The organism is Bradyrhizobium sp. BR 1432, from assembly GCF_051547705.1.
Lineage (GTDB): Bacteria > Pseudomonadota > Alphaproteobacteria > Rhizobiales > Xanthobacteraceae > Bradyrhizobium > Bradyrhizobium zhanjiangense.
The window spans coordinates 3,247,779-3,271,563 of record NZ_JBPUGF010000003.1 but is presented as its reverse complement, the minus strand read 5'-3'; the positions used below and the strand labels follow the sequence as shown (position 1 = coordinate 3,271,563).

At 63.6% G+C, this 23,785-nt stretch carries 24 protein-coding genes, 2 tRNA genes and 1 pseudogene; 14 read left to right on the top strand and 13 right to left on the bottom strand.

The window, feature by feature from the left end:
- Positions 1-22 precede the first annotated feature (22 nt).
- The 3 genes from ACSKB8_RS15605 (at position 23) to ACSKB8_RS15595 (ending at position 1,473) form a co-directional block, all read left to right on the top strand.
- Complete coding sequence (locus ACSKB8_RS15605; protein WP_130212981.1) at positions 23-457, top strand: phasin; 435 nt, start codon at positions 23-25, stop codon at positions 455-457.
- Between the two features lie 373 nt (positions 458-830).
- Positions 831-907, top strand: a tRNA-His gene (locus ACSKB8_RS15600).
- Between the two features lie 242 nt (positions 908-1,149).
- Positions 1,150-1,473, top strand: a complete 324-nt coding sequence (locus tag ACSKB8_RS15595) for a DNA methyltransferase (RefSeq protein WP_438105067.1) — start codon at positions 1,150-1,152, stop codon at positions 1,471-1,473.
- Positions 1,474-1,489: 16 nt separating this feature from the next.
- Here ACSKB8_RS15595 and ACSKB8_RS15590 read toward each other — a convergent pair whose 3' ends face one another.
- Positions 1,490-2,431, bottom strand: a complete 942-nt coding sequence (locus ACSKB8_RS15590; protein WP_438105066.1) for an AEC family transporter — start codon at positions 2,429-2,431, stop codon at positions 1,490-1,492.
- Between the two features lie 449 nt (positions 2,432-2,880).
- Here ACSKB8_RS15590 and ACSKB8_RS15585 point away from each other — a divergent pair, with 449 nt between their 5' ends.
- The gene (locus ACSKB8_RS15585) at positions 2,881-3,240 is read left to right on the top strand and encodes a hypothetical protein (RefSeq protein WP_438105064.1); all 360 of its coding nucleotides are present in this window, start codon (positions 2,881-2,883) and stop codon (positions 3,238-3,240) included.
- Between the two features lie 349 nt (positions 3,241-3,589).
- Entirely contained in the window at positions 3,590-4,267 is a 678-nt protein-coding gene (locus ACSKB8_RS15580) for a ParA family protein (RefSeq protein ID WP_091886574.1), read from the top strand.
- Between the two features lie 77 nt (positions 4,268-4,344).
- Here ACSKB8_RS15580 and ACSKB8_RS15575 read toward each other — a convergent pair whose 3' ends face one another.
- The 5 genes from ACSKB8_RS15575 to trxB all read right to left on the bottom strand — a co-directional run bounded on the left by ACSKB8_RS15575 (position 4,345) and on the right by trxB (position 8,309).
- Entirely contained in the window at positions 4,345-4,527 is a 183-nt protein-coding gene (locus tag ACSKB8_RS15575) for a hypothetical protein (protein WP_438110546.1), read from the bottom strand.
- Between the two features lie 91 nt (positions 4,528-4,618).
- Positions 4,619-4,768 (bottom strand): hypothetical protein, encoded by a 150-nt coding sequence (locus ACSKB8_RS15570; protein WP_164934661.1) that lies wholly within the window; start codon positions 4,766-4,768, stop codon positions 4,619-4,621.
- Positions 4,769-5,060: 292 nt separating this feature from the next.
- Positions 5,061-5,969: a 4-hydroxy-tetrahydrodipicolinate synthase gene (gene dapA / locus ACSKB8_RS15565; RefSeq protein ID WP_438105062.1), complete on the bottom strand. Its 909-nt coding sequence runs from the start codon at positions 5,967-5,969 to the stop codon at positions 5,061-5,063.
- A 446-nt stretch (positions 5,970-6,415) separates the two neighbouring features.
- On the bottom strand, positions 6,416-7,339 hold the full coding sequence (locus tag ACSKB8_RS15560) for a LysR family transcriptional regulator (RefSeq protein ID WP_027575284.1): 924 nt from the start codon (positions 7,337-7,339) through the stop codon (positions 6,416-6,418).
- 4 nt (positions 7,340-7,343) lie between these two features.
- Positions 7,344-8,309: a thioredoxin-disulfide reductase gene (trxB, locus tag ACSKB8_RS15555; protein WP_370986257.1), complete on the bottom strand. Its 966-nt coding sequence runs from the start codon at positions 8,307-8,309 to the stop codon at positions 7,344-7,346.
- Between the two features lie 267 nt (positions 8,310-8,576).
- Here trxB and ACSKB8_RS15550 point away from each other — a divergent pair, with 267 nt between their 5' ends.
- Positions 8,577-9,056: an Lrp/AsnC family transcriptional regulator gene (locus ACSKB8_RS15550; protein WP_091886563.1), complete on the top strand. Its 480-nt coding sequence runs from the start codon at positions 8,577-8,579 to the stop codon at positions 9,054-9,056.
- 225 nt (positions 9,057-9,281) lie between these two features.
- Here ACSKB8_RS15550 and greA read toward each other — a convergent pair whose 3' ends face one another.
- The 3 genes from greA to ACSKB8_RS15535 form a co-directional block, all read right to left on the bottom strand.
- Complete coding sequence (greA, locus tag ACSKB8_RS15545; RefSeq protein WP_027525218.1) at positions 9,282-9,755, bottom strand: transcription elongation factor GreA; 474 nt, start codon at positions 9,753-9,755, stop codon at positions 9,282-9,284.
- 229 nt (positions 9,756-9,984) lie between these two features.
- Positions 9,985-13,449: a carbamoyl-phosphate synthase large subunit gene (gene carB, locus ACSKB8_RS15540; RefSeq protein ID WP_438105059.1), complete on the bottom strand. Its 3,465-nt coding sequence runs from the start codon at positions 13,447-13,449 to the stop codon at positions 9,985-9,987.
- Positions 13,450-13,591: 142 nt separating this feature from the next.
- Complete coding sequence (locus ACSKB8_RS15535) at positions 13,592-14,761, bottom strand: MFS transporter (protein WP_438105057.1); 1,170 nt, start codon at positions 14,759-14,761, stop codon at positions 13,592-13,594.
- A gap of 108 nt (positions 14,762-14,869) precedes the next feature.
- Here ACSKB8_RS15535 and ACSKB8_RS15530 point away from each other — a divergent pair, with 108 nt between their 5' ends.
- Positions 14,870-15,241, top strand: coding sequence for an ArsR/SmtB family transcription factor (locus ACSKB8_RS15530; RefSeq protein WP_438105056.1), 372 nt, complete (start codon positions 14,870-14,872; stop codon positions 15,239-15,241).
- Positions 15,242-15,354: 113 nt separating this feature from the next.
- On the opposite strand, the gene ACSKB8_RS15525 is transcribed toward ACSKB8_RS15530, so the two are convergent.
- Positions 15,355-15,430: transfer RNA gene (locus ACSKB8_RS15525), tRNA-OTHER, on the bottom strand.
- Positions 15,431-15,484: 54 nt separating this feature from the next.
- A pseudogene (locus ACSKB8_RS15520) lies at positions 15,485-16,187 on the bottom strand (class I SAM-dependent methyltransferase).
- Positions 16,188-16,302: 115 nt separating this feature from the next.
- Here ACSKB8_RS15520 and ACSKB8_RS15515 point away from each other — a divergent pair.
- On the top strand, positions 16,303-16,827 hold the full coding sequence (locus ACSKB8_RS15515) for a Dps family protein (protein WP_438105054.1): 525 nt from the start codon (positions 16,303-16,305) through the stop codon (positions 16,825-16,827).
- A gap of 158 nt (positions 16,828-16,985) precedes the next feature.
- Here ACSKB8_RS15515 and ACSKB8_RS15510 read toward each other — a convergent pair whose 3' ends face one another.
- Positions 16,986-17,507 (bottom strand): cupin domain-containing protein, encoded by a 522-nt coding sequence (locus ACSKB8_RS15510; RefSeq protein WP_438105053.1) that lies wholly within the window; start codon positions 17,505-17,507, stop codon positions 16,986-16,988.
- Between the two features lie 209 nt (positions 17,508-17,716).
- Positions 17,717-18,907: a glutamine-hydrolyzing carbamoyl-phosphate synthase small subunit gene (gene carA / locus ACSKB8_RS15505; RefSeq protein ID WP_438105051.1), complete on the bottom strand. Its 1,191-nt coding sequence runs from the start codon at positions 18,905-18,907 to the stop codon at positions 17,717-17,719.
- 226 nt (positions 18,908-19,133) lie between these two features.
- Here carA and ACSKB8_RS15500 point away from each other — a divergent pair, with 226 nt between their 5' ends.
- From ACSKB8_RS15500 to ACSKB8_RS15475, 6 genes are all read left to right on the top strand, one after another.
- Complete coding sequence (locus ACSKB8_RS15500) at positions 19,134-19,589, top strand: GatB/YqeY domain-containing protein (RefSeq protein ID WP_438105049.1); 456 nt, start codon at positions 19,134-19,136, stop codon at positions 19,587-19,589.
- A 281-nt stretch (positions 19,590-19,870) separates the two neighbouring features.
- Positions 19,871-21,481 (top strand): acyl-CoA synthetase, encoded by a 1,611-nt coding sequence (locus tag ACSKB8_RS15495; protein WP_438110545.1) that lies wholly within the window; start codon positions 19,871-19,873, stop codon positions 21,479-21,481.
- A 9-nt stretch (positions 21,482-21,490) separates the two neighbouring features.
- Positions 21,491-21,958, top strand: a complete 468-nt coding sequence (locus ACSKB8_RS15490; RefSeq protein ID WP_438105047.1) for a MarR family winged helix-turn-helix transcriptional regulator — start codon at positions 21,491-21,493, stop codon at positions 21,956-21,958.
- An 82-nt stretch (positions 21,959-22,040) separates the two neighbouring features.
- The gene (locus ACSKB8_RS15485) at positions 22,041-22,409 is read left to right on the top strand and encodes a nuclear transport factor 2 family protein (protein WP_438105045.1); all 369 of its coding nucleotides are present in this window, start codon (positions 22,041-22,043) and stop codon (positions 22,407-22,409) included.
- A gap of 2 nt (positions 22,410-22,411) precedes the next feature.
- A complete protein-coding gene (locus ACSKB8_RS15480) occupies positions 22,412-22,855 on the top strand; it encodes a hypothetical protein (protein ID WP_438105044.1) in 444 nt (147 codons plus the stop codon).
- 129 nt (positions 22,856-22,984) lie between these two features.
- Positions 22,985-23,758, top strand: coding sequence for a DUF2189 domain-containing protein (locus ACSKB8_RS15475; protein ID WP_438105042.1), 774 nt, complete (start codon positions 22,985-22,987; stop codon positions 23,756-23,758).
- The last annotated feature ends 27 nt before the right edge of the window (positions 23,759-23,785 follow it).

The window sequence follows — 23,785 nt, the reverse complement described above, 5'->3', positions numbered from 1 at the left end:
TTCAATTTGCGTGAGGACAACCATGACAGGTGCGACTGATCCGTTTTCTGCCTCGATCATCCCGTTCGAGGTTCCCGAGCAGATGCGTGCGTTCGCCGAAAAGGGCGTGTCGCAGGCCCGCGAGAACTACGCCAAGTTCAAGGACGCCGCCGAGACCCACAATGGCACCGTCGAGGCCGTGTTCACCTCCGCCAGCAAGGGCGCGAGCGAGTACACCGCCAAGCTGGTGGAGTTCATGAAGGCCAACAGCAGCGCCCAGCTGGACTTCGCCCAGCAGCTGTTCGGCGCCAAATCGCCGTCGGAAGCGCTGGAGCTGTGGACCGGCCACGCCCGCAAGCAGCTCGAGACCTTCCAGTCCCAGGCCAAGGAGCTGGTCGAGCTCAGCCAGCGCGTTGCCAATGAGACCGCCGAGCCGATCAAGGCCTCCGCCTCGAAGTACTACCCGCCCGCCGCCTGAGCGGACTGGCCGGTTTGAGTTGATTAAGAAACCCGGGCTTTAACGGCCCGGGTTTTTTTTCACCTCTCCCGCTTGCGGGAGAGGTCGGCGCGTCCGGGCGATGCGAAGCATTCGTCCCCCGGGCGATGCGAAGCATCGTCCCGCGCGCGCCGGGTGAGGGTTCTCTCCCCACGGGGAATCTTGCCTGCAAGCGGGAGCGCAAACCGTTATGGCCGCCATCAAGCCCGATTTCATCGCGCCGAGGGTGATTTCCGCTGGTTTTTCGTCCGTTTGCGGCCTTGCCAAAAACGCCCGTTGCACCTAGTTTTCGCCCCGTCCAGCCCCCTTAGGTCGCCGGCCTTTTCAGGCTCGCCTTGGAGCGGCTCGCCAGGATGCAGTTGTAGCTCAGTTGGTTAGAGCGCCTGTCTGTGGAACAGGAGGTCGGTGGTTCGAGCCCACCCAACTGTACCAGCGATTTCAATTCGATACTGTCGACCGCGGTTGTTCGCCGTGGCGGCTCGGTTAGGCTCGGTTAGACCCCACTTTCACCGAAAGTATGTACAGCCCCAGGTTGCGAATTGGGAACTCCTGTGGTTTTCTGAGCGTGAGGGAACCGCGAGGGGAAGCTAGGAGCTAGATTTCTCCTTTGGTTGTTGGGGATAAAATTTTCGCTTGTTGCGCCCTCGATGGGAGGCAATCGGCAATACTCCCCGATGTCTTTGATTCGGGGCCGACAATTGCTGCAAGTCACTTCACCGAAGATCATTCCAACTGCCACCTTCCACAAAGGCAACGTGCTGAGGGTGCTAGCTAAGCTCCCGAGGGCCAGTTTCGATCTAATCGTAACGTCGCCTCCTTATAATATCGGCAAAATCTATGAGCGTTCCGAAAAGCTGACATTCGAAGAGTATGTCGAATGGCTGGACAAGGTCATCGAGGTCTTGGTCGATGCGGTGACGGAGCATGGCAGCATCTGTTGGCAGGTCGGGTCATACATAAAAAATGGCGAATTGTTTCCGCTCGACATCCATACGTAACGCACAATTAAAGAAGCTACCTCATCCCCACCACCCACACCACCACCGGCAACGTCACCGCCGCCAGGAACGTCCCCAGCGCCACCGCGCCCGAGACCGGGTTCACCAGCCGCTGATACTGGACCGCGAAGATGTATGCATTCGCGCCGGTCGGCATCGCCGCGAACAACACGACGACGCCGGCCGCGATCGGCGGCAGGTCGAGCAGTTTTGCGAGCAAATACGCCGCCGCCGGCATCGCCATCAGCTTGAGCGCGCACATCGCCAAAATGCTCAGCTTCTCGCCCTTGACCTCGAAGCGGAACAAATTGATGCCGAGCGCGATCAGCGCGGTCGGCGATCCCGCCTGCGCTAGCAGTTCGATCGTCTTGTCGACGACGGGGGTGAGGCCGAGGCCCGTAAAACGCCAGATCACGCCAAAACCGATCGCCAGCATCAGCGGGTTGCGCGCGAGGTCGGCGAGCACGGGCGAGATCACCGACAGCGCCGAGCCGGTCCGCTTGCGGCTAACAAGCTCCATCTGCAGGATGCCGCAGAGCCAGAGCAGCGGCGTGTTCACCGACAGGATCAGCGCCATCGGGCCCGCGGCCTCATTGCCCAGCGCCGAGAGCGTCAAGGGAATGCCGAGCATCACGATGTTGCCGTAGACCGAGCCGATCGCGAACACGACGCCGTCCTCGCTGTCCTCGCGCCGCGGGCGCAGCAGCACCGAGAGCGCCAGCGCCGCGATCCAGGTGAGGGCGAGCGCGCCGTAATAGGCGCCCCACATCCTGTAGGGGCTGACGTCGGGGAATTCCGAGACGACGATGGTGCGGAAGAGCAGGGCAGGGATAGCGATGCTGAAGGCGAACTCGCTGATGCCCTTGTGCGCGCTGTCCGAAACGAAGCGAAACAGGACCGCGGCATAGCCCGCCGCAATCAGCGCAAACACCGGCGCGACGATCAATACGGTGGCCATGCACCCCTCACCTCACGGGGAGCTGGCTGACCACCCCATGCATCCTCGATCATGCCATCATGCCACTGTTTTGCCCGACGCGTCAAATTGATTTCGTAAAATCCGTAAAAGCCAATCCGCAGCTGGACTTGGCTACTGTGCATGGGGTTGTTTTCGCGGTTATTGGTTGGATGGTCGTTGAGGCCTCGGGTCGAGCCCGATCTCGCCCCACCCACAACTGTCATCCCCCGCGAAGGCGGGGGATCCAGTACGCCGCGGCCTATCGAGGACGTCAGGCGTCTCTGGAATACTGGGTCGTCCCGTCAAGCCGGGCGACGACAGCGGAGACTGTCGGACCGCCCACCCTGTTGCCGAGACCGCACACGTGCCGGCTTTCGCATCTCCCCTCGGTTGCCAAGCAACGCCCGTTCACCCACTATTCCAACTGAACTCGACATGTGGGGGGATCGATGCCGGCGTTTCGCTTGAAGAAGTCAAAACCCTTGGCCGCTGCAACCTTCGGGATTGCCCTGGCCGTCCTGGTCCTGCCGCGCGCCGGCTTCGCCTACACCCAGGAAGAGCAGCAGGCCTGCACGCCTGATGCGATGCGGCTGTGCGGCGAGTTCGTTCCGAACGTCGATGCCATCACCGCCTGCATGATCGCGAAGAAGTCGCAGCTCTCGCCGCAGTGCCGGGTGTTCTTCCGCCCGGGACCCGAGCCGGGCGAGGTGCGTGCCGGCAAGCCGACCCACGTCGCGCCCAAGACAGCGAAGAAGAGCACCAAGCCGGCGGCGAAGACGAGCAAGAAGAAGAAATCCAGCGAAGGCTGAGTGCGACAGCACGTTCATCCTTGAAACCCTGCGGCTGCGTTTCCTCCGTCGGACTCGTTTTGTTCGCGCGCTAGCCTTGCGGCGATGAGGCGCGCGCGATGGAAAAGAGTCGCAGGGCGATTTGCCCGGCAAGGTTGCATTCCACTTTATCCCGCCTCGCTGCTCAAAAAACGCACGATTGCAGGCGTTTTCTTGCAGTTTTCATCGGCGTCGTACCTGGCAGTGTGACTCAAAAGCCAACACGGCTTGTTATTTCGTGGCGGCAACGCAACTCCCGATAAATTTTTCTTTCACGAATCACCGCGCTGATTCATTTTCGAGCCACGGGGTCAATCTGGAGGCCGAAGGTATGAACGTTATTGTTTTTGCATCGCGTAAAGGCGGCTCGGGCAAGAGCACCCTGGCTGCACATCTCGCCGCGCAGATCAAGGCGAGCAAGCAGGTCATGCTGGTGGACGCGGATCCGCAAGGCTCGCTCACGCTGTGGCACAAGCTGCGTGGCACCAACGAGCCGCCGATCAAGCCGGCCGTGAACTCCGTCAGCGGCATCGTCTCCGCGGCCAAGCGCGACGGTTATGAATGGGTGTTGATCGACACGCCGCCGAACCTGTCGGCCGTCGTCGACGACGCCATCAGGAACGCGACGATGGTGATCATTCCGGCGCGGCCCGGCGTGTTCGACGTCAACGCGGTGCAGGAAACCATCCAGATGTGCCGCGCCGCGCGCAAGCCCTACGCGGTCGTGCTCAACGGTGCGCCGGCGCGCCGCGACGAGTCGGAAAGCCCGATCGTCACCATCGCGCGCGAGGCGCTGGCGAAATTCCGCGCTCCGGTGTGGGGTGGCCAGATCACCAACCGTTCCGATTTGTTGATGGCGCTCAGCCACGGCGAAGGCGCGCGGGAGTATCAGGCCGAGAGCCGTGCGGCTCAGGAAATTGCACGGCTGTGGGCGGCGATCGAGCGTTCAGTGAAGGCTATTCGCGGCACGGCGTCGGCATCCGGCGCAATGCACAAGCAGGCGGCATAATTTCATCATTCATTTCCCCGGACGAAAACGCGCGGACGAGCCGCGCGTTTTGCGTTTTTCGGGTCTGCTGAAGGAGGCTACGCCACCATCAGCATGTAGAACACGATGACCGGCGAAAGGCTCAGGATCACCGACCAGATGCCGGCGGCCCAGAGAATGTCCTCGGTGGTAAAGCTCTGCTGTCCGGCGTCGTAATGCGACGCCATCTCACTATGATTATTCACAAACGCCCCCGCGATTTCTTCGCTTATGGGCGTCAGTGATACGCGGGATGTTTTAAGATTCCGGGGCGCAGCTAGCTGCACATTTGAACACAGCTGCTACCACGGGTTAACCATCCGCGCCGCGCTGTCAGCCCGCCAGCCAGACGCGAAACAGCAGCACCGGCATCAGGCCGAGCATCACCGCCCAGAACCCGAACGACGACACCACCAGAATTCCCTGCAAGAGATCGGCCGGCGCGAATTGGCTCGCGGCCGTAGGCCGGGTGCGATGTCCCATGGTCGTTCCCCCTTTGGAAGGTCTTGGACAGAAACGATAGGCGCGGTTGGGTAAACGAGGCGTGGATGCACCATGCGGCGAATGCGAAGGGGGTGTGGGGTGGGATTAACCACGGGCGCCTCTTACCCTCCCCTGGAGGGGAGGGTCGCTCCGCATGAAGCGAAGCGAAATGCGGAGCGGGGTGGGGTGATCTCTCTACACAGGCAGTGTTCGATGCCGAGAGACCGTCACCCCACCCCGCTCGCGCTGCGCGCGATCGACCCTCCCCCTCCAGGGGAGGGTAAATGAAGCCCTACGCCGCGACTTTCATTCGTCGCTCGATCTCGCGATCGATCGTTGCGGCGAGCTCGCTGCTCACTTCCACCATCGGCAGGCGCACTTCGGGGCTGTCGATGAGGCCGCTGCGCCACAGCCAGTACTTCGCCGGCGCGGGGCTTGGTTCGGCGAAAAGCAGCCGCGTCAGCTCGGCGACCTCCTGCCAGCGCGCCTGCGCGGCGTCGTGGTTGCCGCGCTTGAGCTCCGCATACACGGCCGCAAATGTCGCGGTCTCGACATGGGCGGACAGCACGATGCCGCCGTCGGCGCCGTCGGTGAGCGCCTCGAAATAATTTGCGTCCTCGCCGGTGAGCACGCGAAATTCCTTCGGCCGGTCGCGCAGCAGCGCGATCGATTGCTCGCGGCTCGAGCCGCAATCCTTGAGGCCGACGATGTTCTTGTGTTCGGCGAGCCGCAGCAGCGTCTGGTTGGTGATGTTCACCGAGGTGCGATAGGGAATGTTGTAGAGCGCAATCGGCCAGGCGGCGTGATCGGCGAGCGCCTCGAAATGCGCCAGCAGCCCGCGCTGCGACGGCCGCACATAGTAAGGGCTCGCGATCAGGTAGCCGTCGATCGGCCAGTCCGCGGTTTCATCGAGGCGATCCATCAGGCGCGAGGTGTCCGCGCCTGACAGTCCGAGGCAGATCGGCAAGGTGCGGCGGCCCGCCGCCATCTCGTCGCGGACGATGGCGACGAGGCGCTCGAGCTCAGTGTCGCGCAGCGTCATGCCTTCACCCGAGGTCGCCCCCAGGATGAAGCCGTCGACGGCCTGTGTGCCGTAGTGCCGTGTCAGCCGCCGCAATGATGTCTCGTCGAGACGTCCGTTGCGAAACGGCGTCACCAGCGGCAGCCACAGCCCGTGCAATTGGTCTCGTAGTCCGGTCATGTTTCAATCTCCTTCTCGGAAAAAAACCTGAGACGGAGGGCACATGAAAAAACCCCGTCCAGGCGGCGGGGTTTTCGGGATCAGCTCGCGATGACGAAGTCAGCCTAGCGCGCGCAACATTCCGAGGTCCCCAGATGGGGGCCTTTTTTCGAAACGAGTGCGCACGACTTCGTGATCATTTGCAAATGATGCGGGGTATGCCTGGAACTGTCAATACACGCGGAAGGCGAAGCACCATTTTGACGAAAAAAAGCCGGACCCGAAGGCCCGGCTTAGGTATTGGCCACGTGAGGCCGACACAATCACCTTCCAAGAGGGATTACTGAACTCCCGCGCCACTGGAGGAGGGGGACAAATGCGCAACGCGAAGGCTCAGCGTGCAAACAGTATGAGCTTGACGAGCGCCCTGCAGCAACAGCCGAGGCCGCATGTCAGTCATGCGGAAATCAGGACGGCCAGCGCTGCGCCTTGCTCACCACGAAGTCGCGGAACACCTGCACGCGTGCGACCGTCTTCAACTCCTCGGGATAGACGAAATAGGTATCGAGCTGGATCGAATCCGATTCACCGAACAGCTGCACGAGCTTGCTCTGCTCCTCGACGAGGTAGTCGGGCAGGGCGGCGATGCCGAGGCCCTGCTGGCAGGCGCGCACGAGACCGAGGATGTTGTTGACCTTGAAATAGGCTTCGCGCGGCCCCGACCCGTTGCGACCGGCTTCGACCAGCCAGTTGCGGTTCTGCAGATGCGGCGCGAAGTTGCCGTCGGCAAGCGTGATGATGCGATGAGAGTCGAGCTCCTCCAGCGTGCGCGGCGTGCCGAAGCGCTTGATGTATTCCGGCGAGCAATAGGCGTGGAAGCCCATCGCGAACAGCTTGCGCTGGATGAGATCGGGCTGCGTCGGCTTGCGGGTGCGGATCGCGACGTCGGCCTCGCGCATCGACAAATCGAGCTCCTCATCGGTGACGATCAGCGAGATCCGGATCTCGGGATAGAGCGCAGTGAACTCGCCGAGCCGCGGGATCAGCCAGTTGATGCCGACGCCGGGCGTCGTGGTGATCTTGAGGTCGCCGCTCGGCCGCTCGCGGCTGTCGGTCAGCTTGGCGCGCGCCGCCTGCAGCTGCATGAATACGTCATGCGCAGTGCGGAACAGCAGGTCGCCCTGCTCGGTGAGGATCAGGCCGCGGGCGTGGCGGTGGAACAACGAGACCGAGAGCTCCTGCTCCAGCGCCGAGACCTGGCGTGACACCGCCGATTGCGACAGGCCGAGCTGCTCGCCCGCATGCGTGAAGCTGCCCGCTTCCGCCGCCGCGTGAAACACCTTCAGCTTGTCCCAGTCCATATCCGTAAATCCGTCGCGTGTTCGGGGCATGATTCTATTCCGCTGCGGCGCGCTCGCTGGCGCGCAGGGCCAAGAAACGTTCGGCTTCGAGCGCTGCCATGCAGCCGAGGCCGGCGGCCGTCACGGCCTGGCGATAGGTCTCGTCGGCGACGTCGCCGGCGGCGAACAGGCCGGGCACCGAGGTGGCGGTCGAGTTCGGGGCGACCTCGACATAGCCCGACGGTTTGAGCTTGACTTGGCCTTTGACGAGTTCGGTCGCCGGCGCGTGGCCGATGGCGATGAAGATGCCGTCGGTCTTCAGGTCCCTGCGCGCGCCGGTCTTGACGTTCTTGAGGCGGACATGGGTGACCTTGTTCGGGTTCTCGGTGCCGCAGATCTCGTCGACGGCTGAGTCCCAGACCACCTTGATCTTCGGGTGCTTGAACAAACGCTCCTGCAGGATGCGCTCGGCGCGGAAGTGATCGCGACGATGCACGATGGTAACCTGCGAGGCATGGTTGGTGAGGTACAGGGCTTCCTCGACCGCGCTGTTGCCGCCGCCGACCACCACGACTTCCTTGTTGCGGTAGAAGAAGCCGTCGCAGGTGGCACAGGCTGACACGCCGCCGCCCTGGAATTTCGCTTCGGAGGGCAGCCCGAGCCAGCGCGCCTGGGCGCCGGTGGCGAGGATGACGGTGTCGGCGAGATAGACATCGCCGCTGTCGCAGGTAAGGCGGAACGGCCGCTGCGCGGTCTCGAGCTTGGTGACCAGGTCGGTGACGATCGTGGTGCCGACATGGACCGCCTGCTTCTCCATCTGCTCCATCAGCCAGGGGCCCTGGATCACGTCGGCGAAGCCCGGATAGTTCTCGACGTCGGTGGTGATGGTGAGCTGGCCGCCCGGCTGGATGCCCTGGATCAGGATCGGCTCGAGCATCGCACGCGCGGCGTAGATCGCCGCCGTGTAGCCGGCAGGGCCGGAGCCAATGATGATGACCTTTGCATGAACAGGAGCGGACATTTCGATGGACGCCTTTCACGGGGGATTTTGCAGCGCGGGCGCGGAACGTGCCGGGAGGCCTCGCGGAGGCGCTGAAATATCAGAGCTAATCTAAGCCTTCTGGTGAGCTATGCAAGAATTGCATTCCCTGTCGGCGGATTTTTCCAACAAGGAACAAAAGTCGATTGCGCTGCACGCGCAATAAAATTGCGCTGCGCGCGTGGACTGGGGTATGACGATTGCGACAAACCACCCAATACCGCCGCAAAGGGCAGGAGTTCCAATCACGTGTCGCGGAACCTAGACGAGATCGACCTGAAGATTCTCACCGAGATTCAGGCCGACGGTCGAATCACGAATGTCGAACTGGCCAAGCGCGTCGGCATCTCGCCGCCACCCTGCCTGCGCCGCGTCCGGGCGCTGGAGGAGGAGGGCTACATCCACGGCTATAGGGGCCTCCTGGACGCCCGCAAGCTCGGCTTCGACGTCACCGTGTTCGCGGCCGTACACCTGTCCAGCCAGGCCGAGACGGATTTGCGCGCCTTCGAGGAATTCGTCCGCGCCGAGCCCTTGGTGCGGGAATGCTGGATGCTGTCGGGCGAGGTCGATTTCATCCTGAAATGCGTCGCCCCCGACATGGCGACCTTCCAGGATTTCGTCACCCACCTGACCGCCGCGCCCCATGTCCGCAACGTGCGCACGTCGCTGGTTCTGCATAATTCGAAATACGAGGCGGCGGTGCCGCTGGACGTGAAGGGACGAAGGTAGCGCCTGCTCCATCATTGCGAGCCAACGGGTCCGCGCGAAGCGCGGCCCGATGACAGGCTCCGCGAAGCAATCCAGAGTCTTCCGCGGAGGCAGTCTGGATTGCTTCGCTCCGCTCGCAATGACGAGTGGAGAGAGCGCGAATTCATCTCGGGCACCGAGCAGACACAAAAAAGGCCGCGCAGTGCGCGGCCTTTTCGAAACGTCGTCACAGGCAACGGCAAATCCTTACCGCCACTCCACCTTGGTGATCTCATACGCCTTGGCGCCGCCCGGCGTGTTGACCTCGACGGAGGCGCCCTTCTTCTTGCCGATCAGTGCGCGGGCGAGCGGCGAGGTGATGGAGATGCGGCCCTTCTTGGCGTCGGCCTCGACCTCGCCGACGATCTGCCACACCGTCTTCTTCTCGGTGTCCTCGTCGACCAGCGTCACGGTGGCGCCGAACTTGATGGTGTCGCCGGAGAGTTTCGAGATGTCGATGATGTCGGCGCGCGCGAGCTTGTCCTCGAGCTCGGCGATGCGGCCTTCATTGTGGGACTGCTCTTCCTTCGCGGCATGATATTCCGCGTTCTCCGACAGGTCTCCGTGCGAGCGCGCCTCCGCGATATGCTCGATGATCCGCGGACGATCCACGGACTGGCGATGCTTCAATTCTTCCCCGAGCGCGGCAAATCCGGCCGAAGTCATCGGAACCTTTTCCATCTTCTCTCTCGTCCTTCGGTCGCGCGTCCCAGAACATGAATGAGCGCCCAACCTTGATTCGTCGGTCTTTCCGGGGCTCGACACGCGGGCCGCCGGACGTTGACAGATATGGGCTTAGCGTCGGAACAGAACACCCCCATGGCCGGACAGTTCCTCCGGCCATTGTGGCTTCATTGCCAATCACTTAGCGGAAAGCTTGAGCCCTCAAGGCTTGGCCCCCCGCTAGCGATCAGGTTTCCGAAAAGTAGCTCTGCAGGGTACGAACCTCAAGGTCCCCGCCAAGATAGGCGCGGATGCCCTGCGCGGCCGCTACGGCCCCGGAAAGAGTGGTGTAATACGGCACTTTATGCAAGAGGGCCGCGCGCCGCAGCGAGCGGCTGTCGGCGAGCGCCTGCGGGCCTTCGGTGGTGTTTAAGACGAGCTGGACGTCGCCATTGGTGATGGCGTCGACGATGTGCGGCCGGCCCTCCAGCACCTTGTTCACCTTCTCGGTCGGGATGCCCTGATCGGTCAGGAAGCGCTGAGTGCCCGACGTCGCCAGCACCTTGAAGCCGAGCGAATGCAACTCGCGAACGGCGTCGGCGATGCGCGTCTTGTCGCTCTCGCGAACCGAGACGAACACCGTGCCCTTGCGCGGCACCCGCGTGCCGCCGCCGAGCTGGCTCTTGGCGAACGCCACCGCAAACGAGCGGTCGATGCCCATCACTTCGCCGGTCGAACGCATCTCGGGGCCGAGCACCGTGTCGACGCCGGGGAAGCGGGCGAAGGGGAAGACCGATTCCTTGACGCCGACGTGCTTGAGCTCTGCCTTCTTCAGCTTGAAGTCGTCGAGCCTCTCGCCGGCCATGATGCGCGCGGCGATCTTCGCGACCGGCGTGCCGATCACCTTGGCGACGAACGGCACTGTGCGCGAGGCGCGCGGATTGACTTCCAGCACGTAGATCTCGCCGTCCTTGATGGCGTATTGCACGTTCATCAGGCCGACCACGTCGAGGCCGAGCGCGAGCTCGCGGGTCTGTCGCTTCAGCTCCTCGATCATCCCGGCATCGAGCGAGTGCGGCGGCAGCGAGCAGGCGCTATCGCCGGAATGGATGCCGGCTTCCTCGATGTGCTCCATGATGCCGACGATGAAAGTGTCCTTGCCGTCGCAGAGGCAGTCGACGTCGACCTCGGTCGCATCCGACAGATAGCGGTCGAACAGCAGCGGGTTCTTGCCGAGCACGGTGTTGATCTGCCCGGTCTTGTCGTTGGGATAGCGCGCCTTGACGTCGGCCGGCACCAGCTCCGGCAGCGTGCCGAGCAGATAGTCGTTGAGCTGGTTCTCCTCGCGGATGATCTGCATGGCGCGGCCGCCGAGCACATAGGACGGGCGCACCACCAGCGGCAGGCCGAGATCGGCGGAGACGAGCCTCGCCTGCTCGACCGAATAAGCGATGCCGTTCTTCGGCTGCTTGAGCCTGAGCTTGTCGAGCACGCGCTTGAAGCGGTCGCGGTCCTCGGCAAGGTCGATGGCGTCCGGCGAGGTGCCGAGGATCGGCACTTCGGCGGCTTCCAGCGCGTGCGCCAGCTTCAGCGGGGTCTGACCGCCGAACTGCACGATCACGCCGTGCAGCGTGCCCTTGCTGCGCTCCTTGGCAATGATCTCCAGCACGTCCTCGGCGGTGAGCGGCTCGAAATAGAGCCGGTCGGCCGTGTCGTAGTCGGTCGACACGGTCTCCGGGTTGCAGTTGACCATGATGGATTCGTAGCCGGCGTCATGCAGCGCGAAGCAGGCGTGACAGCAGCAATAGTCGAACTCGATGCCCTGGCCGATGCGGTTCGGCCCGCCGCCGAGGATGATGACCTTCTTCATGTCGGACGGGGTGCTCTCGTCCGCAGGCGTGCCCGCAAACGGCGCCTCATAGGTCGAATACATATAGGCGGTGGGGGAGGCGAATTCGGCCGCGCAGGTGTCGATGCGCTTGTAGACGGGGCGAACGCCGAGCGCGTGGCGCTTCGCCGTCACCTCCGCTTCCGTCGTCTCGGCGAGCACCGCGAGGCGCGCATCGGAGAAGCCCATGGCCTTCAGGGTGCGCATGCCGAAGGCATTGCCAGGAAGGCCGTTCTTGCGAACCTTCTCCTCCATGTCGACGATGCCGCGCATTTCGCCGAGGAACCACGGATCGATCTTGCAGGAGTTGAAGATGTCCTCGTTCGACCAGCCGAGCCGCATCGCCTGGGCGACCTGGAGCAGCCGGTTCGGCGTCGGCGTGCCGAGTGCGGCGCGGATTGCGTTCTTGTCGTCGCCGCGGCCGAGCCCTTCGATCTCGATCTCGTCGAGGCCGGTCAATCCGGTCTCGAGCCCGCGCAAGGCCTTCTGAAGACTTTCCTGGAAGGTGCGGCCGATCGCCATGACTTCACCGACTGACTTCATCGAGGTCGTCAGCGTGGTGGAGGCACCCGGGAATTTCTCGAAGGCGAAGCGCGGCACCTTGGTGACGACGTAATCGATGGTCGGCTCGAACGAGGCCGGCGTGGCACCGCCGGTGATGTCGTTGGCGATCTCGTCGAGGGTGTAGCCGACCGCGAGCTTGGCGGCGACCTTTGCGATCGGAAAGCCGGTGGCCTTCGAGGCCAGTGCGGACGAGCGCGACACGCGCGGATTCATCTCGATGACGACCATGCGGCCGTCGTCGGGATTGACGCCGAACTGCACGTTGGAGCCGCCGGTCTCGACCCCGATCTCGCGCAGCACCGCCAGCGAGGCGTCGCGCATGATCTGGTATTCCTTGTCGGTCAACGTCAGCGCCGGCGCCACCGTGACGGAATTGCCGGTGTGCACGCCCATCGGATCGAGGTTCTCGATCGAACAGACGATGATGCAATTGTCCTTCTTGTCGCGCACCACCTCCATCTCGTACTCTTTCCAGCCGAGCACAGATTCTTCGATCAGCACTTCGTTGGTGGGCGATGCATCAAGGCCGCGTTCGATGATGTCGAGGAATTCCTCCTTGTTGTAGGCGATGCCGCCGCCGGTACCGCCCATCGTGAAGGAGGGACGGATGATCGCGGGCAGGCCGATCTCGGAGAGCGCCATCATCGCTTGGCCCAGCGCATATTCCTGATAGCGCTTGCGGCGGTCGCCTTCGCCGAGAGTCCATTGCCGGTCGAGCTCTTCGAGAGCCGCGCCCGACAGCTTCTCGCGTTCGGCGTGGTATTTGTCACGGAACGACTTCTTCAGTTCGGACGCGTTGGCGAGCCGCGACTTCGGCGTCTGCAGCCCAATCTTCTCCATGGCATTGCGGAAGAGCTGGCGGTCCTCGGCCTTGTCGATCGCGTCGGCGGTGGCGCCGATCATCTCGACGTCGAACTTCTCCAGCGTGCCCTGCCGGCGCAGCGACAGCGCGCAGTTCAGCGCGGTCTGGCCGCCCATGGTCGGCAACAGCGCGAAGCCGCCGGGAATGACGTGGCGTTCCTTCTCGATGATCTTGGCGACGATCTCGGGCGTGATCGGCTCGATATAGGTCGCATCGGCCAATTCCGGGTCGGTCATGATGGTGGCCGGGTTGGAATTGACGAGGACGATGCGATAGCCCTCTTCCTTCAGCGTCTTCACCGCCTGTGTGCCCGAATAGTCGAACTCGCAGGCCTGGCCGATCACGATGGGACCGGCGCCGATGATGAGGATGGTGGTGATGTCTGTACGTTTGGGCATCAACTCTCGCCGGACTGGAATTTGGGCACAAAAAAAGGGCGCGCTTGCCGCGCGTCCCCTTGTGCGAGAGCGCGGGGTCTCCCTCGCGCGCGGGTGGGTCTTAGACCAGTTTTCGGGGCGGCGAAACCCCGAAAAACGCCCATCAACCGGCAATTTTGACCGGTTTTGGCCGCGCCTGCCAGCCGCGGGCGAGGTGCACCAGAAGCGAGGCCGCAACGCTCGATCCGCCGATCCAGCCGAGGTCGTTGGGCGAGAGGGTGGCCAGCACCGCGCCGCCCAGCGCGCCGCCGATCGCGAAGCCGAGATACATCGCGGAAGCGTTGAGCGAGAGCGCGATCATCGAGGCCTGCGGCTCGATCCGGATGATGCTGGCGATCTGCGCCGGATAGAACGCCCAGCCCGAGAGGCCCCAGAGGAAGATCGCGCCCAGCACCGCATAATGCGCCTGTCCCGGCATCAGCTTCAGGACCAGCGAATGCAGGATCAGCGCGCTCGCCATGCCGGCGAGCCCGACGGTGGCGGTGGCGAGCGTGCCGAGCCGGTCGGCCAGGACGCCGCCGAGCATGTTGCCGATCGCGGCGGCGCCGCCGAACACCAGCAGCGCCAGGCTGATCTGCGAAGCATCGAAGCCGAGGCCGCGCAGCGGAATCGCGAAATAGGTGAACACGGTGAAGCCGCCGAGTGCCCAGAGAATGGTGATCACAAGCGCGACCAGCACGTTGCTGTGACGCGCTACCGCCAGCCGCTCGCTGAGCGAGGCCGTGTTGCGCGGCAGGCCTTTGGGCAGGCCGAGCAGGAGGCCTGCGAGCGCAACGGCGCTGATCAGCGCGACCATGGCAAAGGTCGCGCGCCAGCCGAGCAGGCTGCCGACGAGATTGCCCAGGGGAACGCCGATGACGGTCGCGACCGTGAGGCCCGAGGTGACGAGGGCCACCGCACGTCCGCGCCGTTCGGGCGAGGCCACCGCCACGGACACCGCGAGCGCCGTCGGCATGCACAGCCCGGAGCCCAGCGCCATCAGCATGCGCGAGGCCAGCAGCAGGGCGTAGTTGGATGCCACCATCGCGGCAAGGTTCCCGGCGATGAAGGTCGTCAGTGCCAGCGCCAGCACGGTGCGGCGGTCGATGTTGTTGAGCGTCACCGCCAGGATCGGCGAGCCCACGGCATAGGTGAGGGCGTAAGCCGTGACCAGTTGCCCGGCGGCGGAGACCGAAATCGTGAGGTCGGTGGCGATCGCGGGCAAAAGTCCTGCAATGACAAAGCCTTCCGTGCCAATCGCGAAGGCCGCCAGGGCCAGCCAGAACACGCTCATGGGAGAAATCCTTATGTTCAACGTTTATTGAACTATTGGTTGGCTTGATCCAGAGTCAATTGGTTCAAGAACTATTGAACATCGCGGCCTTTTTGCTATGATTGATCCATGAGCCGCACGCCTCTTCATCCGACCCGCGAGCAGATCGAGCTGCCGATGGTCCTGGATTGCCTGAGCGATCCGATCCGATTGGCGATCGTCTATCAGCTCGCGCAGCAAGAACGTGTCAGCAGCGAACTCTGTTGTGGCGATTTCAGCGGCCTCGGCGGCAAGTCCAACCTCGCCTATCACTTCGCCAAGCTGCGCGAATGTGGGCTGATGCAGACCCGCGTGGCCGGAACCAACCGCTTCATGCGGCTGCGCCGCGAGGATCTGGACGCGCGCTTCCCCGGCCTGCTCGATGCCGTCATCAATTCCGCGGCGAGGGATGCCGGCCGGCTTCAGCTTCTGTCCGAGTGCGATCTGATTGAGGCAGATTGAGCCGCGGATACAGTCTGTCTACGTTTCCGCTTCGCTTCAGCTGCGCCGGACACGCTTCGCCCCTGCGGGCCTGCACGTGGCTGCGCCACGCGTAGCCCCGCAGGGGCGAAGCGTGGAGACCCGGCCTGGATTTGAACCAGGATGAAGAGCGTTGCACCGCCCTCGCGTAGACGCTTCCGCCACCGGGCCAGGGCGATCATTACCGATTGCAGTGCGACAAGCCACAACGGCTGATTGTTATGCTTAACGAATAAGAGGCGGCCGCGCGACGAAGGTCATGCGCCAGCGATTGTGGCCGATATTGCCGTGTGCGCGCTGGACCACGAACCCGGCCGCGGTCAGCTTGGCGGTGATCTCCGCCTCGCTGTAGCGCTGCAGCCCGATGCGCGTGCGCAACTGGCGGTAATCCGACAGCGCGGTGCTGATCAGCCCGACCAGCGCGTCTTTCAGGAAACCGTGCCGCAGGCCGAAGCCGAGCAGCGCCATCACGTCCCTCACCATGCCGACATTGGGCTGGAGGATATCGCCGAGCACCAGCTTGCCGGAGGGTTTCAGGATCCGGCGGATGTTGAGGAGGGCGGCATCGAGCTCCTCCGGCGTCATGTATTGCGCGACCGAGTTCATCACGACGAGATCGACCGACTGGTCCTGCATCTTGCGGACATCGTCGAGCGAGCGGACACCGGATCTTGGTGTTCGGGGCGAACCGCGCGATCAGTCGGCCGCGCACCCCGGGCGCGGGCTCCGCCAGGATCAGCGTGCCGCAGGCGGATGCCACCTGGTTCGCCGACAGCGCCTCGCCGCAGGCATAGTCCAGCACTACCGCCTCGGGCGAGGGGATATAGCCGATGATGTCCCGCGCAATGATCTGGAAGTGCAAGTCGCGATGCAGCTTGCTGACATAGATCGTATGCGTGGAGTCGTAATAATCGATCCAATCGTCCATGGTACTCGAGGGTCCCGGCCAAATGGTTCCGCTAAAAGGAACCGGCCCTGCCCGCCTTGCGTTAGGGGCGCGACGGCGCGCCGTCAATGTCCGCCTCCTAACAGGAAGGTCTCCCGTGAGCAAAACCAACAACAAGGTCTCGCCCGATCTCGACACCCCCACCGATCTGTCGCCCGATGGGGTCAAGAAGGTCTCGGAGGCGCTCAACGTGCTTCTGGCCGACGCGTTCGCGCTGTATCTCAAGACCAAGAATTTCCACTGGCACATCAGCGGCCGGCATTTCCGCGATTACCATTTGTTGCTCGACGAGCAGTCCGATCAGATCTTCGCCACCACCGACCAGCTCGCCGAGCGCGTCCGCAAGATCGGCGGCACCACGCTGAAGTCGATCGGCCAGGTCGCAAAGCTCCAGACCATCAAGGACAACAACGAGAACTACGTCCCGCCGCGCGAGATGCTGCGCGAGCTGATGCAGGACAACAAGCATGTCGCCGCTGCGATGCGCAAGGCACACGATGTTTGCGACGAAGCCGGCGATGTCGCCAGCGCCAGCATCCTCGAAATCTTCATCGACGAGACCGAGCGCCGCACCTGGTTCCTGTTCGAAGCGACACGGCAGGAAGGCAGCAACGCGGCGTAGGGGACGCAACTGCCGTAGGGTGGGCAAAGGCGCGCCATTGCGCGCCGTGCCCACCATCCATCCTTACGGTCGATGTGTTTGGTGGGCACGCTTCCGCCTTGGCTCTTCGAGCTACGGCGGACGAGTTGCTTTGCCCACCCTACGGCACCGCGTTTTGGCTACCGCCACAGCCGCATCAACGCGCCATCCTTGCCGGTCACGGGATCAGCCGGCGGCATCGCGACCTCGGGAATTGTCTTTAGCGCCTTGGCGTGGTTCTCCGGTGTGGCGCGCGTGATCTCCATCTTGGCGCCCGGCGGATAGGCGCCGATCACGCAGAAATCGTCGCTCGCCTTGATGCATTGGTGGCCGGTACCGGCCGGCAGGATCGCGACGTCGCCGGCCTTGATCTGTAGCTCCTGGCCATGATCGCCGCCGAAGCGGACGCGAGCGCTGCCGCGCGCAACGCCGAGCACCTCATGCACGGTCGAATGATAGTGCAGATAGTCGTAGACGCCGTTGCGCCAGGTGCCGCCCCAGCCGTTCGCTTCGAACAGCGCTTCGATGGTCTCCTCCGGATGCTCCGGATCGAGCTTCACCGCGCTCTGGTAAACCAGGAACGGGAGGATGTTGTTCGGCACGAGCCCGTCATCCTCGAACACGATGGCAAGCGGCTCGGCCTTGTCGCGGACGACGGACATGGTGGGACTCCGAGAAAAGAACGCGTGCTCGTTCAACCGGAGTCGCCCGCAATGCGTTCCGTTCGTGTCCCAGACGCGATGCAGCGCGCAGCGGTGCGTCGCTGAGCCGGGATCCAGAAAGCTCAGCGTGGGCCCCGGTTCAGCAGCGCATCACGCCGCGAAAAGCGGCGCGCTGTACTGCGCCCGGGGCACGAGAGCCGCAGTGTGCCTCAAGCGCTCTTCTTCTGCCGCATCAGCTCCGCGAACCGCTGGAACAGATAGTGCGAGTCGCGCGGGCCCGGGGATGCCTCGGGGTGGTACTGCACCGAGAACACCGGCTTGCCGTCGAGCTGGATGCCGCAATTGGAGCCGTCGAACAGCGAGATGTGGGTCTGCGTCGCGCCCCTCGGTAGCGTCGTCTCATCTACGGCAAAGCCGTGGTTCATCGAAGTGATCTCGACCTTGCCGGTGGTCTCGTCCTTGACGGGATGATTGGCGCCGTGATGGCCCTGATGCATCTTCTTGGTCTTGGCGCCGACGGCGAGGCCGAGCATCTGGTGACCGAGGCAAATGCCGAAGGTCGGCGTGCCCGACTTGATCACATCCCGGATGACGGGCACGGCATATTTACCGGTGGCGGCGGGATCGCCAGGGCCGTTCGACAGGAACACGCCGTCCGGCTTCATCGCCAAAATGTCTTCGGACGAGGTCGTCGCCGGCACCACCGTCACCTTGCAGCCGACGCCGGCGAGCAGGCGCAGGATGTTGCGCTTGATGCCGTAGTCGATGGCGACGACGTTGAACTCCGGCTCGTCCTGGCGGCCAAAACCCTTGTCCCACAGCCAGGGCGTCTCGTCCCAGGTGAAACGCTGGCCGGAGGTGACCATCGGCACGAGGTCCATGCCTTCGAGGCCCGGCCATTCGCGCGCCTCTTCCTTGAGGCCATGCAGGTCGAACTCGCCGCTCCTGGAATGCGCGATCACGGCGTTGGGCATGCCCTTCGAGCGGATCAGCGCGGTCAGCGCGCGGGTGTCGATGCCGGAGAGGCCGATGATGCCCCGGGCCCTCAGCCACTGGTCGAGATGCTTGGTGGCGCGGTAGTTCGAGGGATCGGTGATCGCGGTGCGCAGGATCACGCCGCGCGCGCCGGGCGTCGCCGCCATGTTCACCGTCTCGATGTCGTCCTCGTTGGTGCCGACATTGCCGATATGCGGGAAGGTGAAGGTGATGAGCTGGCCGGCATAGGAGGGATCGGTCAAAATCTCCTCATAGCCAGTCATCGCGGTGTTGAAGCAGACTTCACCGACGGCGTGGCCTTCGGCGCCGAGACCAAAGCCTTCGAGCACCGTGCCATCGGCAAGCACGAGGAGCGCGGTCGGTTTGTGGTCCGGCCAGGCAGGATCGTTGTCATGTTGTGTCATGAGCGCGTTTCATAGTCTGCGCAAACGCCGCCGTCAAAGCGGGAGAAGCCGGATTCACATGCGTTTTTGCATATTTGGCGGGCGGCTTCACGCACTTAAGCCGGAACTGGCAATTTTGAGCCATTTCGAGCCCTGGCAAGGAAACAATGCACCGGCGCCCGGTCCGGTATGGCCTCTTGCCCGCGAACGGCTTAGATCAGGCGCGACAGATTGAGAGGATCCGACCATGCTGCGCGACGACATCAACAATGCGGTCAAGGAGGCCATGAAGGCCAAGGACGAGCGCAAGCTGTCCACGCTGCGCATGGTCAACTCGACCATCAAGAATGCCGACATCGACGCTCGCGGCAGCGGCAAGCCGCCGCTGTCGGACGCCGACATCCTCGCCGTGTTGCAGAAGATGATCAAGCAGCGCCAGGAGGCGGTCGAGCTCTACGACAAGGGCGGCCGCGCCGAGCTCGCCGCTCAGGAACGCGAGGAGATCGCGGTGATCTCGGCGTACCTGCCGAAGCAGATGTCGGACGACGAGGTGAAAAAGGCGATCTCGGGTGCGATCGCTGAAACTGGTGCTGCCGGCATGAAGGACATGGGCAAGGTGATCGCAGTGTTGCGGGTGAAGTACGCCGGACAGATGGATTTCGGCAAGGCATCCGGCCTGGTGAAGGCCGCGCTGTCAGGCTAGCTCGTTCTTCCGCTCTCCCCTTTGTGGGAGAGGGTGGCATAGGCGGCCTTCGGCTGAGAACGCCGATGCTTTGTATCGGCTATGGCGAGGCGGGCGAGGGGTCTCTCTCCGCGAGTGAGCCTCTCACATTGGTTCGCGCGGATAGAGCCCCCTCATCCGGCGCTTCGCGCGTCATGCCCGGGCTTGTCCCGGGCATCCATGGCCTTAAACTGGTGGCAACGAACAAGAACGTGGATGGCCGGGACAAGCCCGGGCATGACGCCGACCGTGGAAACGACCCCATGCTCACCGAAGCCGCAACCTACGACGAGCTCTATCGCAATTTCCGCTGGGACATCCCCGCGCGCTTCAACATGGCGGCGGCGTGCTGCGATCGTCATGCCGATGGCACCGGCCGGCTCGCGCTGATCTATGTCGATGACAACGGCGCCACCACGCGCACGTCCTTTGACGAGGTTGCCGAGATGTCGCGCCGCTTCGCCAATGTGCTGACGGCGGATGGCCTCGCGCGCGGCGACCGCGTCGCGGTGTTCCTGTCGCAGTCGCTGGAGCTGCCGATCGTGCACATGGCGGCGTTCCGCGCAGGCCTGATCTCGATCCCGCTGTTCGCGCTGTTCGGCGAGGATGCGCTGGAATTCCGCCTGTCGAATTCCGAGGCCAAGGCGATCGTCACGGACGAGGGCGGCTGGGACAAGCTTGCAAAGATCCGCGATCGCCTGCCGGAGCTGAAGAATGTCTATGTCGTCGGCGAGCGCATTCCGCCAGGTGCGAAATCATTCTGGGACTCGGTCAAGGCTTCCTCGCCCGACTTCACGCGGGTCGACACCTCCGCCGATGATCCCGCGCTGATCATCTATACCTCGGGCACGACCGGAAACCCCAAGGGCGCCCTGCATGCGCACCGCGTCGTGCTCGGCCATCTGCCGAACGTCGAGATGTGCCACAACTTCCTGCCGCGGCCCGGCGATCTCATGTGGACGCCGGCGGACTGGGCCTGGATCGGCGGCCTCGTCAACGGCCTGCTGGCGTTCTGGTATCACGGCATTCCCCTGGTCGGTCATCGTGCGCGCAAATTCGAGCCACAGGCGGCGATGCAGATGATGGCGGACCTCGGCGTGCGTAACGTCTTCCTGCCGCCGACCGCGCTGAAGCTGATGCGGCAGGCCGGTGTGAAACATCCGGGTGTGAAGCTGCGCAGCATTTTTACCGGCGGTGAATCGCTCGGCGGTGAATTGCTCGGCTGGGTGCGCGACACCTTCGGCATCGATGCGCATGAAGTCTTCGGCCAGACCGAGTGCAATCTCGTGATCGGCAGCAACTCCAACCTGTTTCCGATCCGCCCCGGCGCGATGGGCAAGGCGACGCCGGGCTTCGACGTCCGCATCGTCAACGACAAGGGCGAAGAGCAGAAGCGCGGACAGCGCGGCATCATCGGCGTGCGCCAGCCATGTCCCGTCACCATGCTCGAATATTGGCGCAACCCGGAGGCGACGGCGAAGAAATATGCCGGCGAATTCCTGCTCACCGGCGATCTCGGCGTGCAGGATGAGGACGGCTATTTCTGGTATGTCAGCCGCGAGGACGACGTCATCACCACCGCCGGCTATCGCGTCGGCCCGTCCGAGATCGAGCACACGCTGATGAAGCATCCGTCGGTGGCGATGGCCGCCGTGGTCGGCATTCCCGATCCGATCCGCACCGAATCGATCAAGGCCTGGATCGTGCTGCGCCCCGGCTTTACCGGCAGCGACGCGCTCGCGCGCGAAATCCAGGAATTCGTGAAGGTGCAGCTCGCCGCTCACGAATATCCGCGCTTCGTCGCGTTCGCGGAGACGTTGCCGATGACCGCCACCGGCAAGGTGCTGCGGCGCGAGCTGCGGGCGAAAGGTTAGCTTCTGACAATGGCAAAGACGCCTCAAGCCGCGGGGCTTCACCGCGCCTCACTGCCGAAGTTGCACGATCTGGATGCCGCGCTGGAGCTGATGTATTACGGCTGGCGCGGCATGACGCTGGAGGCTGACGCATATCTTGCGAAGCAGGGCCTGTCGCGTCCGCACCACCGCATCCTCTACGTGGTGGCGCGCCGGCCCGATATCGCGATCGGGTCGCTGATCGAGATCCTCGGCATTTCCAAGCAAGCCCTCAACCGGCCGCTCAACCTGCTGCTGGAGCGCAAGCTCGTGACGTCGAAGCGTTCGCCGGAGCAGCATCGCTCCAAACTGCTGCGCCTCACGGCGGCGGGACAACGCATCGAGCAAAGGGCATCGGACCACGAACGCAAGGTGCTGCGCGAAGCGTTCGACCGCGTCGGCGCGCCGGGTACGGTGGCATGGATGGGCGTGATGGAGGCGATCGCCGACAACAACTGATCGAAATCTCAAGTCAATATAATTGACATGAGGTGCGGGCTTTGCCATTTTCCCGGCCAACGAGCCAGGGAGGGCGCCGGTCATGGGTGCACAGGCAATGAATCGCGCGACCATCGAACGATTTGTCGCGGCATGGTGCGCGAGCTGGTGCAGGGTCGATATCGATGCGGTCGTCGCGCATTTTGCCGACGATGCGCAGATGCGCAGTCCTCTCGCTCTCACCCTGACGGGCTCTCCACTCGTCACGGGCGCCGAGAACATCCGCGCCTATTGGCGCAAGGCCTATGGCCACATCGAGAGCGCCGACCTGAAGATCCTGGGCTGGAGCTGGGATGAGGCGATCGCGCGACTGACGGTGTGGTGGCAGCTTGGCGACACACGCGCCAGCGAGTTCATGGACTTCGACGATGCGGGCCGTGTGGTGCGCAGCGAAGCCTTTTACGGAAAATAGTCATGCGCTTTTCGGATATCGTTCTGCTCCTCAACACGCTCTGGTTCGTCGGCGCCTTCATCCAGTTCAGCATCGCCCAGCGCAACACGCTGAAGATCCTGTTGCCGCGGGAAGAACGTAGCAATCCGATCGCGCCGACCCTGGCGGCCAGCGTCGCGTTCCTTGGCGGGATGAATCTACCTATTGGACTGTTGTCGTTCTATCTTCTGGCCGCGCGTCCGTCCTTCTTCCAGCCGGTCGAGGCCCAGCTCGCGCTGTTCCTGTTCTTTGCCGCCTGCCATTTCAGCCAGTTCGCCTACAATCTTCCGGTCCTGATGCGCGGCGGCCGCGTCGGGGTGGCTTACTGGCCCGTGCTGAAAGGCCCGATGCTCAGGATCTTCGTCATCGACGCGGCTCTGTTCGTGGCCAATCTCGGTGTGGTGCTGCTGCTCACATCGCGCGCCTGACAAGCGCCAGTTTTCCGGTGGCGGATGGCGGTATCAGCCGACCGTCAACTCTTCCAATGCAAGGATCGCGAGAGCGAGCTAACATCAGCCCAACAACACGCGGCGAAGATCGCGTGAGGGAGGGAGCTGATGTCCATCTCGGGCAAGGTTGATCCGGTGGTGCGTCCGGTCGTGGCGACCGACATCGCCGAGGCGCTGGTCGAGGGCCTGCGCGATTTCCAGGCGCTGCCGCTCTACGGCCTCTGCTTCGGCGCGCTCTATGCCGCCGGCGGCATCGTCATCATGCTCTGCCTCACCGCGTTCGGCATGGTCTATCTGGTCTATCCCCTGGCGGCGGGCTTCGCGCTGATCGGGCCATTCGTCGCGATCGGTCTCTATGAGGTCAGCCGCCGCCGCGAGCGCGGCGAGCCCGTCTCCTTCGGCGCGATCTGGTCTGCCGTGCGCTCGCGCAGCGAAATCGGCTGGATGGCGTTCGTGACGCTGTTCGTGTTCGTGGTCTGGATGTACCAGGTGCGGCTCTTGATCGCGCTGCTGCTCGGCCTGCACGCCTCGTTCTCGAGCCTTCAGGAATTCATGACGGTGGTGCTGACGACCAACGAGGGCTTGCTGTTCCTCGCCATCGGCAACGCGGTCGGTGCCGTGCTGTCGCTGATCCTGTTCTCGTTGACCGTGGTGTCGTTTCCGCTGCTGCTCGACCGCGACGTCGATTTCGTCACGGCCATGGTGACGAGCGTGCGCGCGGTGGTGACGAGCCCGCTGCCGATGGTCTCATGGGCCGCGGTGATCGTGATGCTGCTGATCGTCTCGGCGCTGCCTTATTTTCTCGGCTTGATCGTGACGCTACCGGTGCTGGGGCATGCGACCTGGCATCTCTATCGGCGGCTTGTGGTGCCGATTCCATAGTCGTCCTGGCGAAAGCTAGGACCCATT

Coding starts and splice junctions, on each gene's coding strand:
- carB (WP_438105059.1), bottom strand. CDS start 13,449: ATGCCCAAACGTACAGACATCACCACCATCCTCATCATCGGCGCCGGT.
- dapA (WP_438105062.1), bottom strand. CDS start 5,969: ATGACCGGACTACGAGACCAATTGCACGGGCTGTGGCTGCCGCTGGTG.
- ACSKB8_RS15495 (WP_438110545.1), top strand. CDS start 19,871: ATGCTCACCGAAGCCGCAACCTACGACGAGCTCTATCGCAATTTCCGC.
- ACSKB8_RS15560 (WP_027575284.1), bottom strand. CDS start 7,339: ATGCCCCGAACACGCGACGGATTTACGGATATGGACTGGGACAAGCTG.
- ACSKB8_RS15535 (WP_438105057.1), bottom strand. CDS start 14,761: ATGAGCGTGTTCTGGCTGGCCCTGGCGGCCTTCGCGATTGGCACGGAA.
- ACSKB8_RS15530 (WP_438105056.1), top strand. CDS start 14,870: ATGAGCCGCACGCCTCTTCATCCGACCCGCGAGCAGATCGAGCTGCCG.
- ACSKB8_RS15595 (WP_438105067.1), top strand. CDS start 1,150: ATGTCTTTGATTCGGGGCCGACAATTGCTGCAAGTCACTTCACCGAAG.
- ACSKB8_RS15490 (WP_438105047.1), top strand. CDS start 21,491: ATGGCAAAGACGCCTCAAGCCGCGGGGCTTCACCGCGCCTCACTGCCG.
- ACSKB8_RS15585 (WP_438105064.1), top strand. CDS start 2,881: ATGCCGGCGTTTCGCTTGAAGAAGTCAAAACCCTTGGCCGCTGCAACC.
- ACSKB8_RS15485 (WP_438105045.1), top strand. CDS start 22,041: ATGGGTGCACAGGCAATGAATCGCGCGACCATCGAACGATTTGTCGCG.
- carA (WP_438105051.1), bottom strand. CDS start 18,907: ATGACACAACATGACAACGATCCTGCCTGGCCGGACCACAAACCGACC.
- ACSKB8_RS15570 (WP_164934661.1), bottom strand. CDS start 4,768: ATGGGACATCGCACCCGGCCTACGGCCGCGAGCCAATTCGCGCCGGCC.
- ACSKB8_RS15590 (WP_438105066.1), bottom strand. CDS start 2,431: ATGGCCACCGTATTGATCGTCGCGCCGGTGTTTGCGCTGATTGCGGCG.
- ACSKB8_RS15500 (WP_438105049.1), top strand. CDS start 19,134: ATGCTGCGCGACGACATCAACAATGCGGTCAAGGAGGCCATGAAGGCC.
- ACSKB8_RS15510 (WP_438105053.1), bottom strand. CDS start 17,507: ATGTCCGTCGTCCGCGACAAGGCCGAGCCGCTTGCCATCGTGTTCGAG.
- trxB (WP_370986257.1), bottom strand. CDS start 8,309: ATGTCCGCTCCTGTTCATGCAAAGGTCATCATCATTGGCTCCGGCCCT.
- ACSKB8_RS15605 (WP_130212981.1), top strand. CDS start 23: ATGACAGGTGCGACTGATCCGTTTTCTGCCTCGATCATCCCGTTCGAG.
- greA (WP_027525218.1), bottom strand. CDS start 9,755: ATGGAAAAGGTTCCGATGACTTCGGCCGGATTTGCCGCGCTCGGGGAA.
- ACSKB8_RS15475 (WP_438105042.1), top strand. CDS start 22,985: ATGTCCATCTCGGGCAAGGTTGATCCGGTGGTGCGTCCGGTCGTGGCG.
- ACSKB8_RS15580 (WP_091886574.1), top strand. CDS start 3,590: ATGAACGTTATTGTTTTTGCATCGCGTAAAGGCGGCTCGGGCAAGAGC.
- ACSKB8_RS15480 (WP_438105044.1), top strand. CDS start 22,412: ATGCGCTTTTCGGATATCGTTCTGCTCCTCAACACGCTCTGGTTCGTC.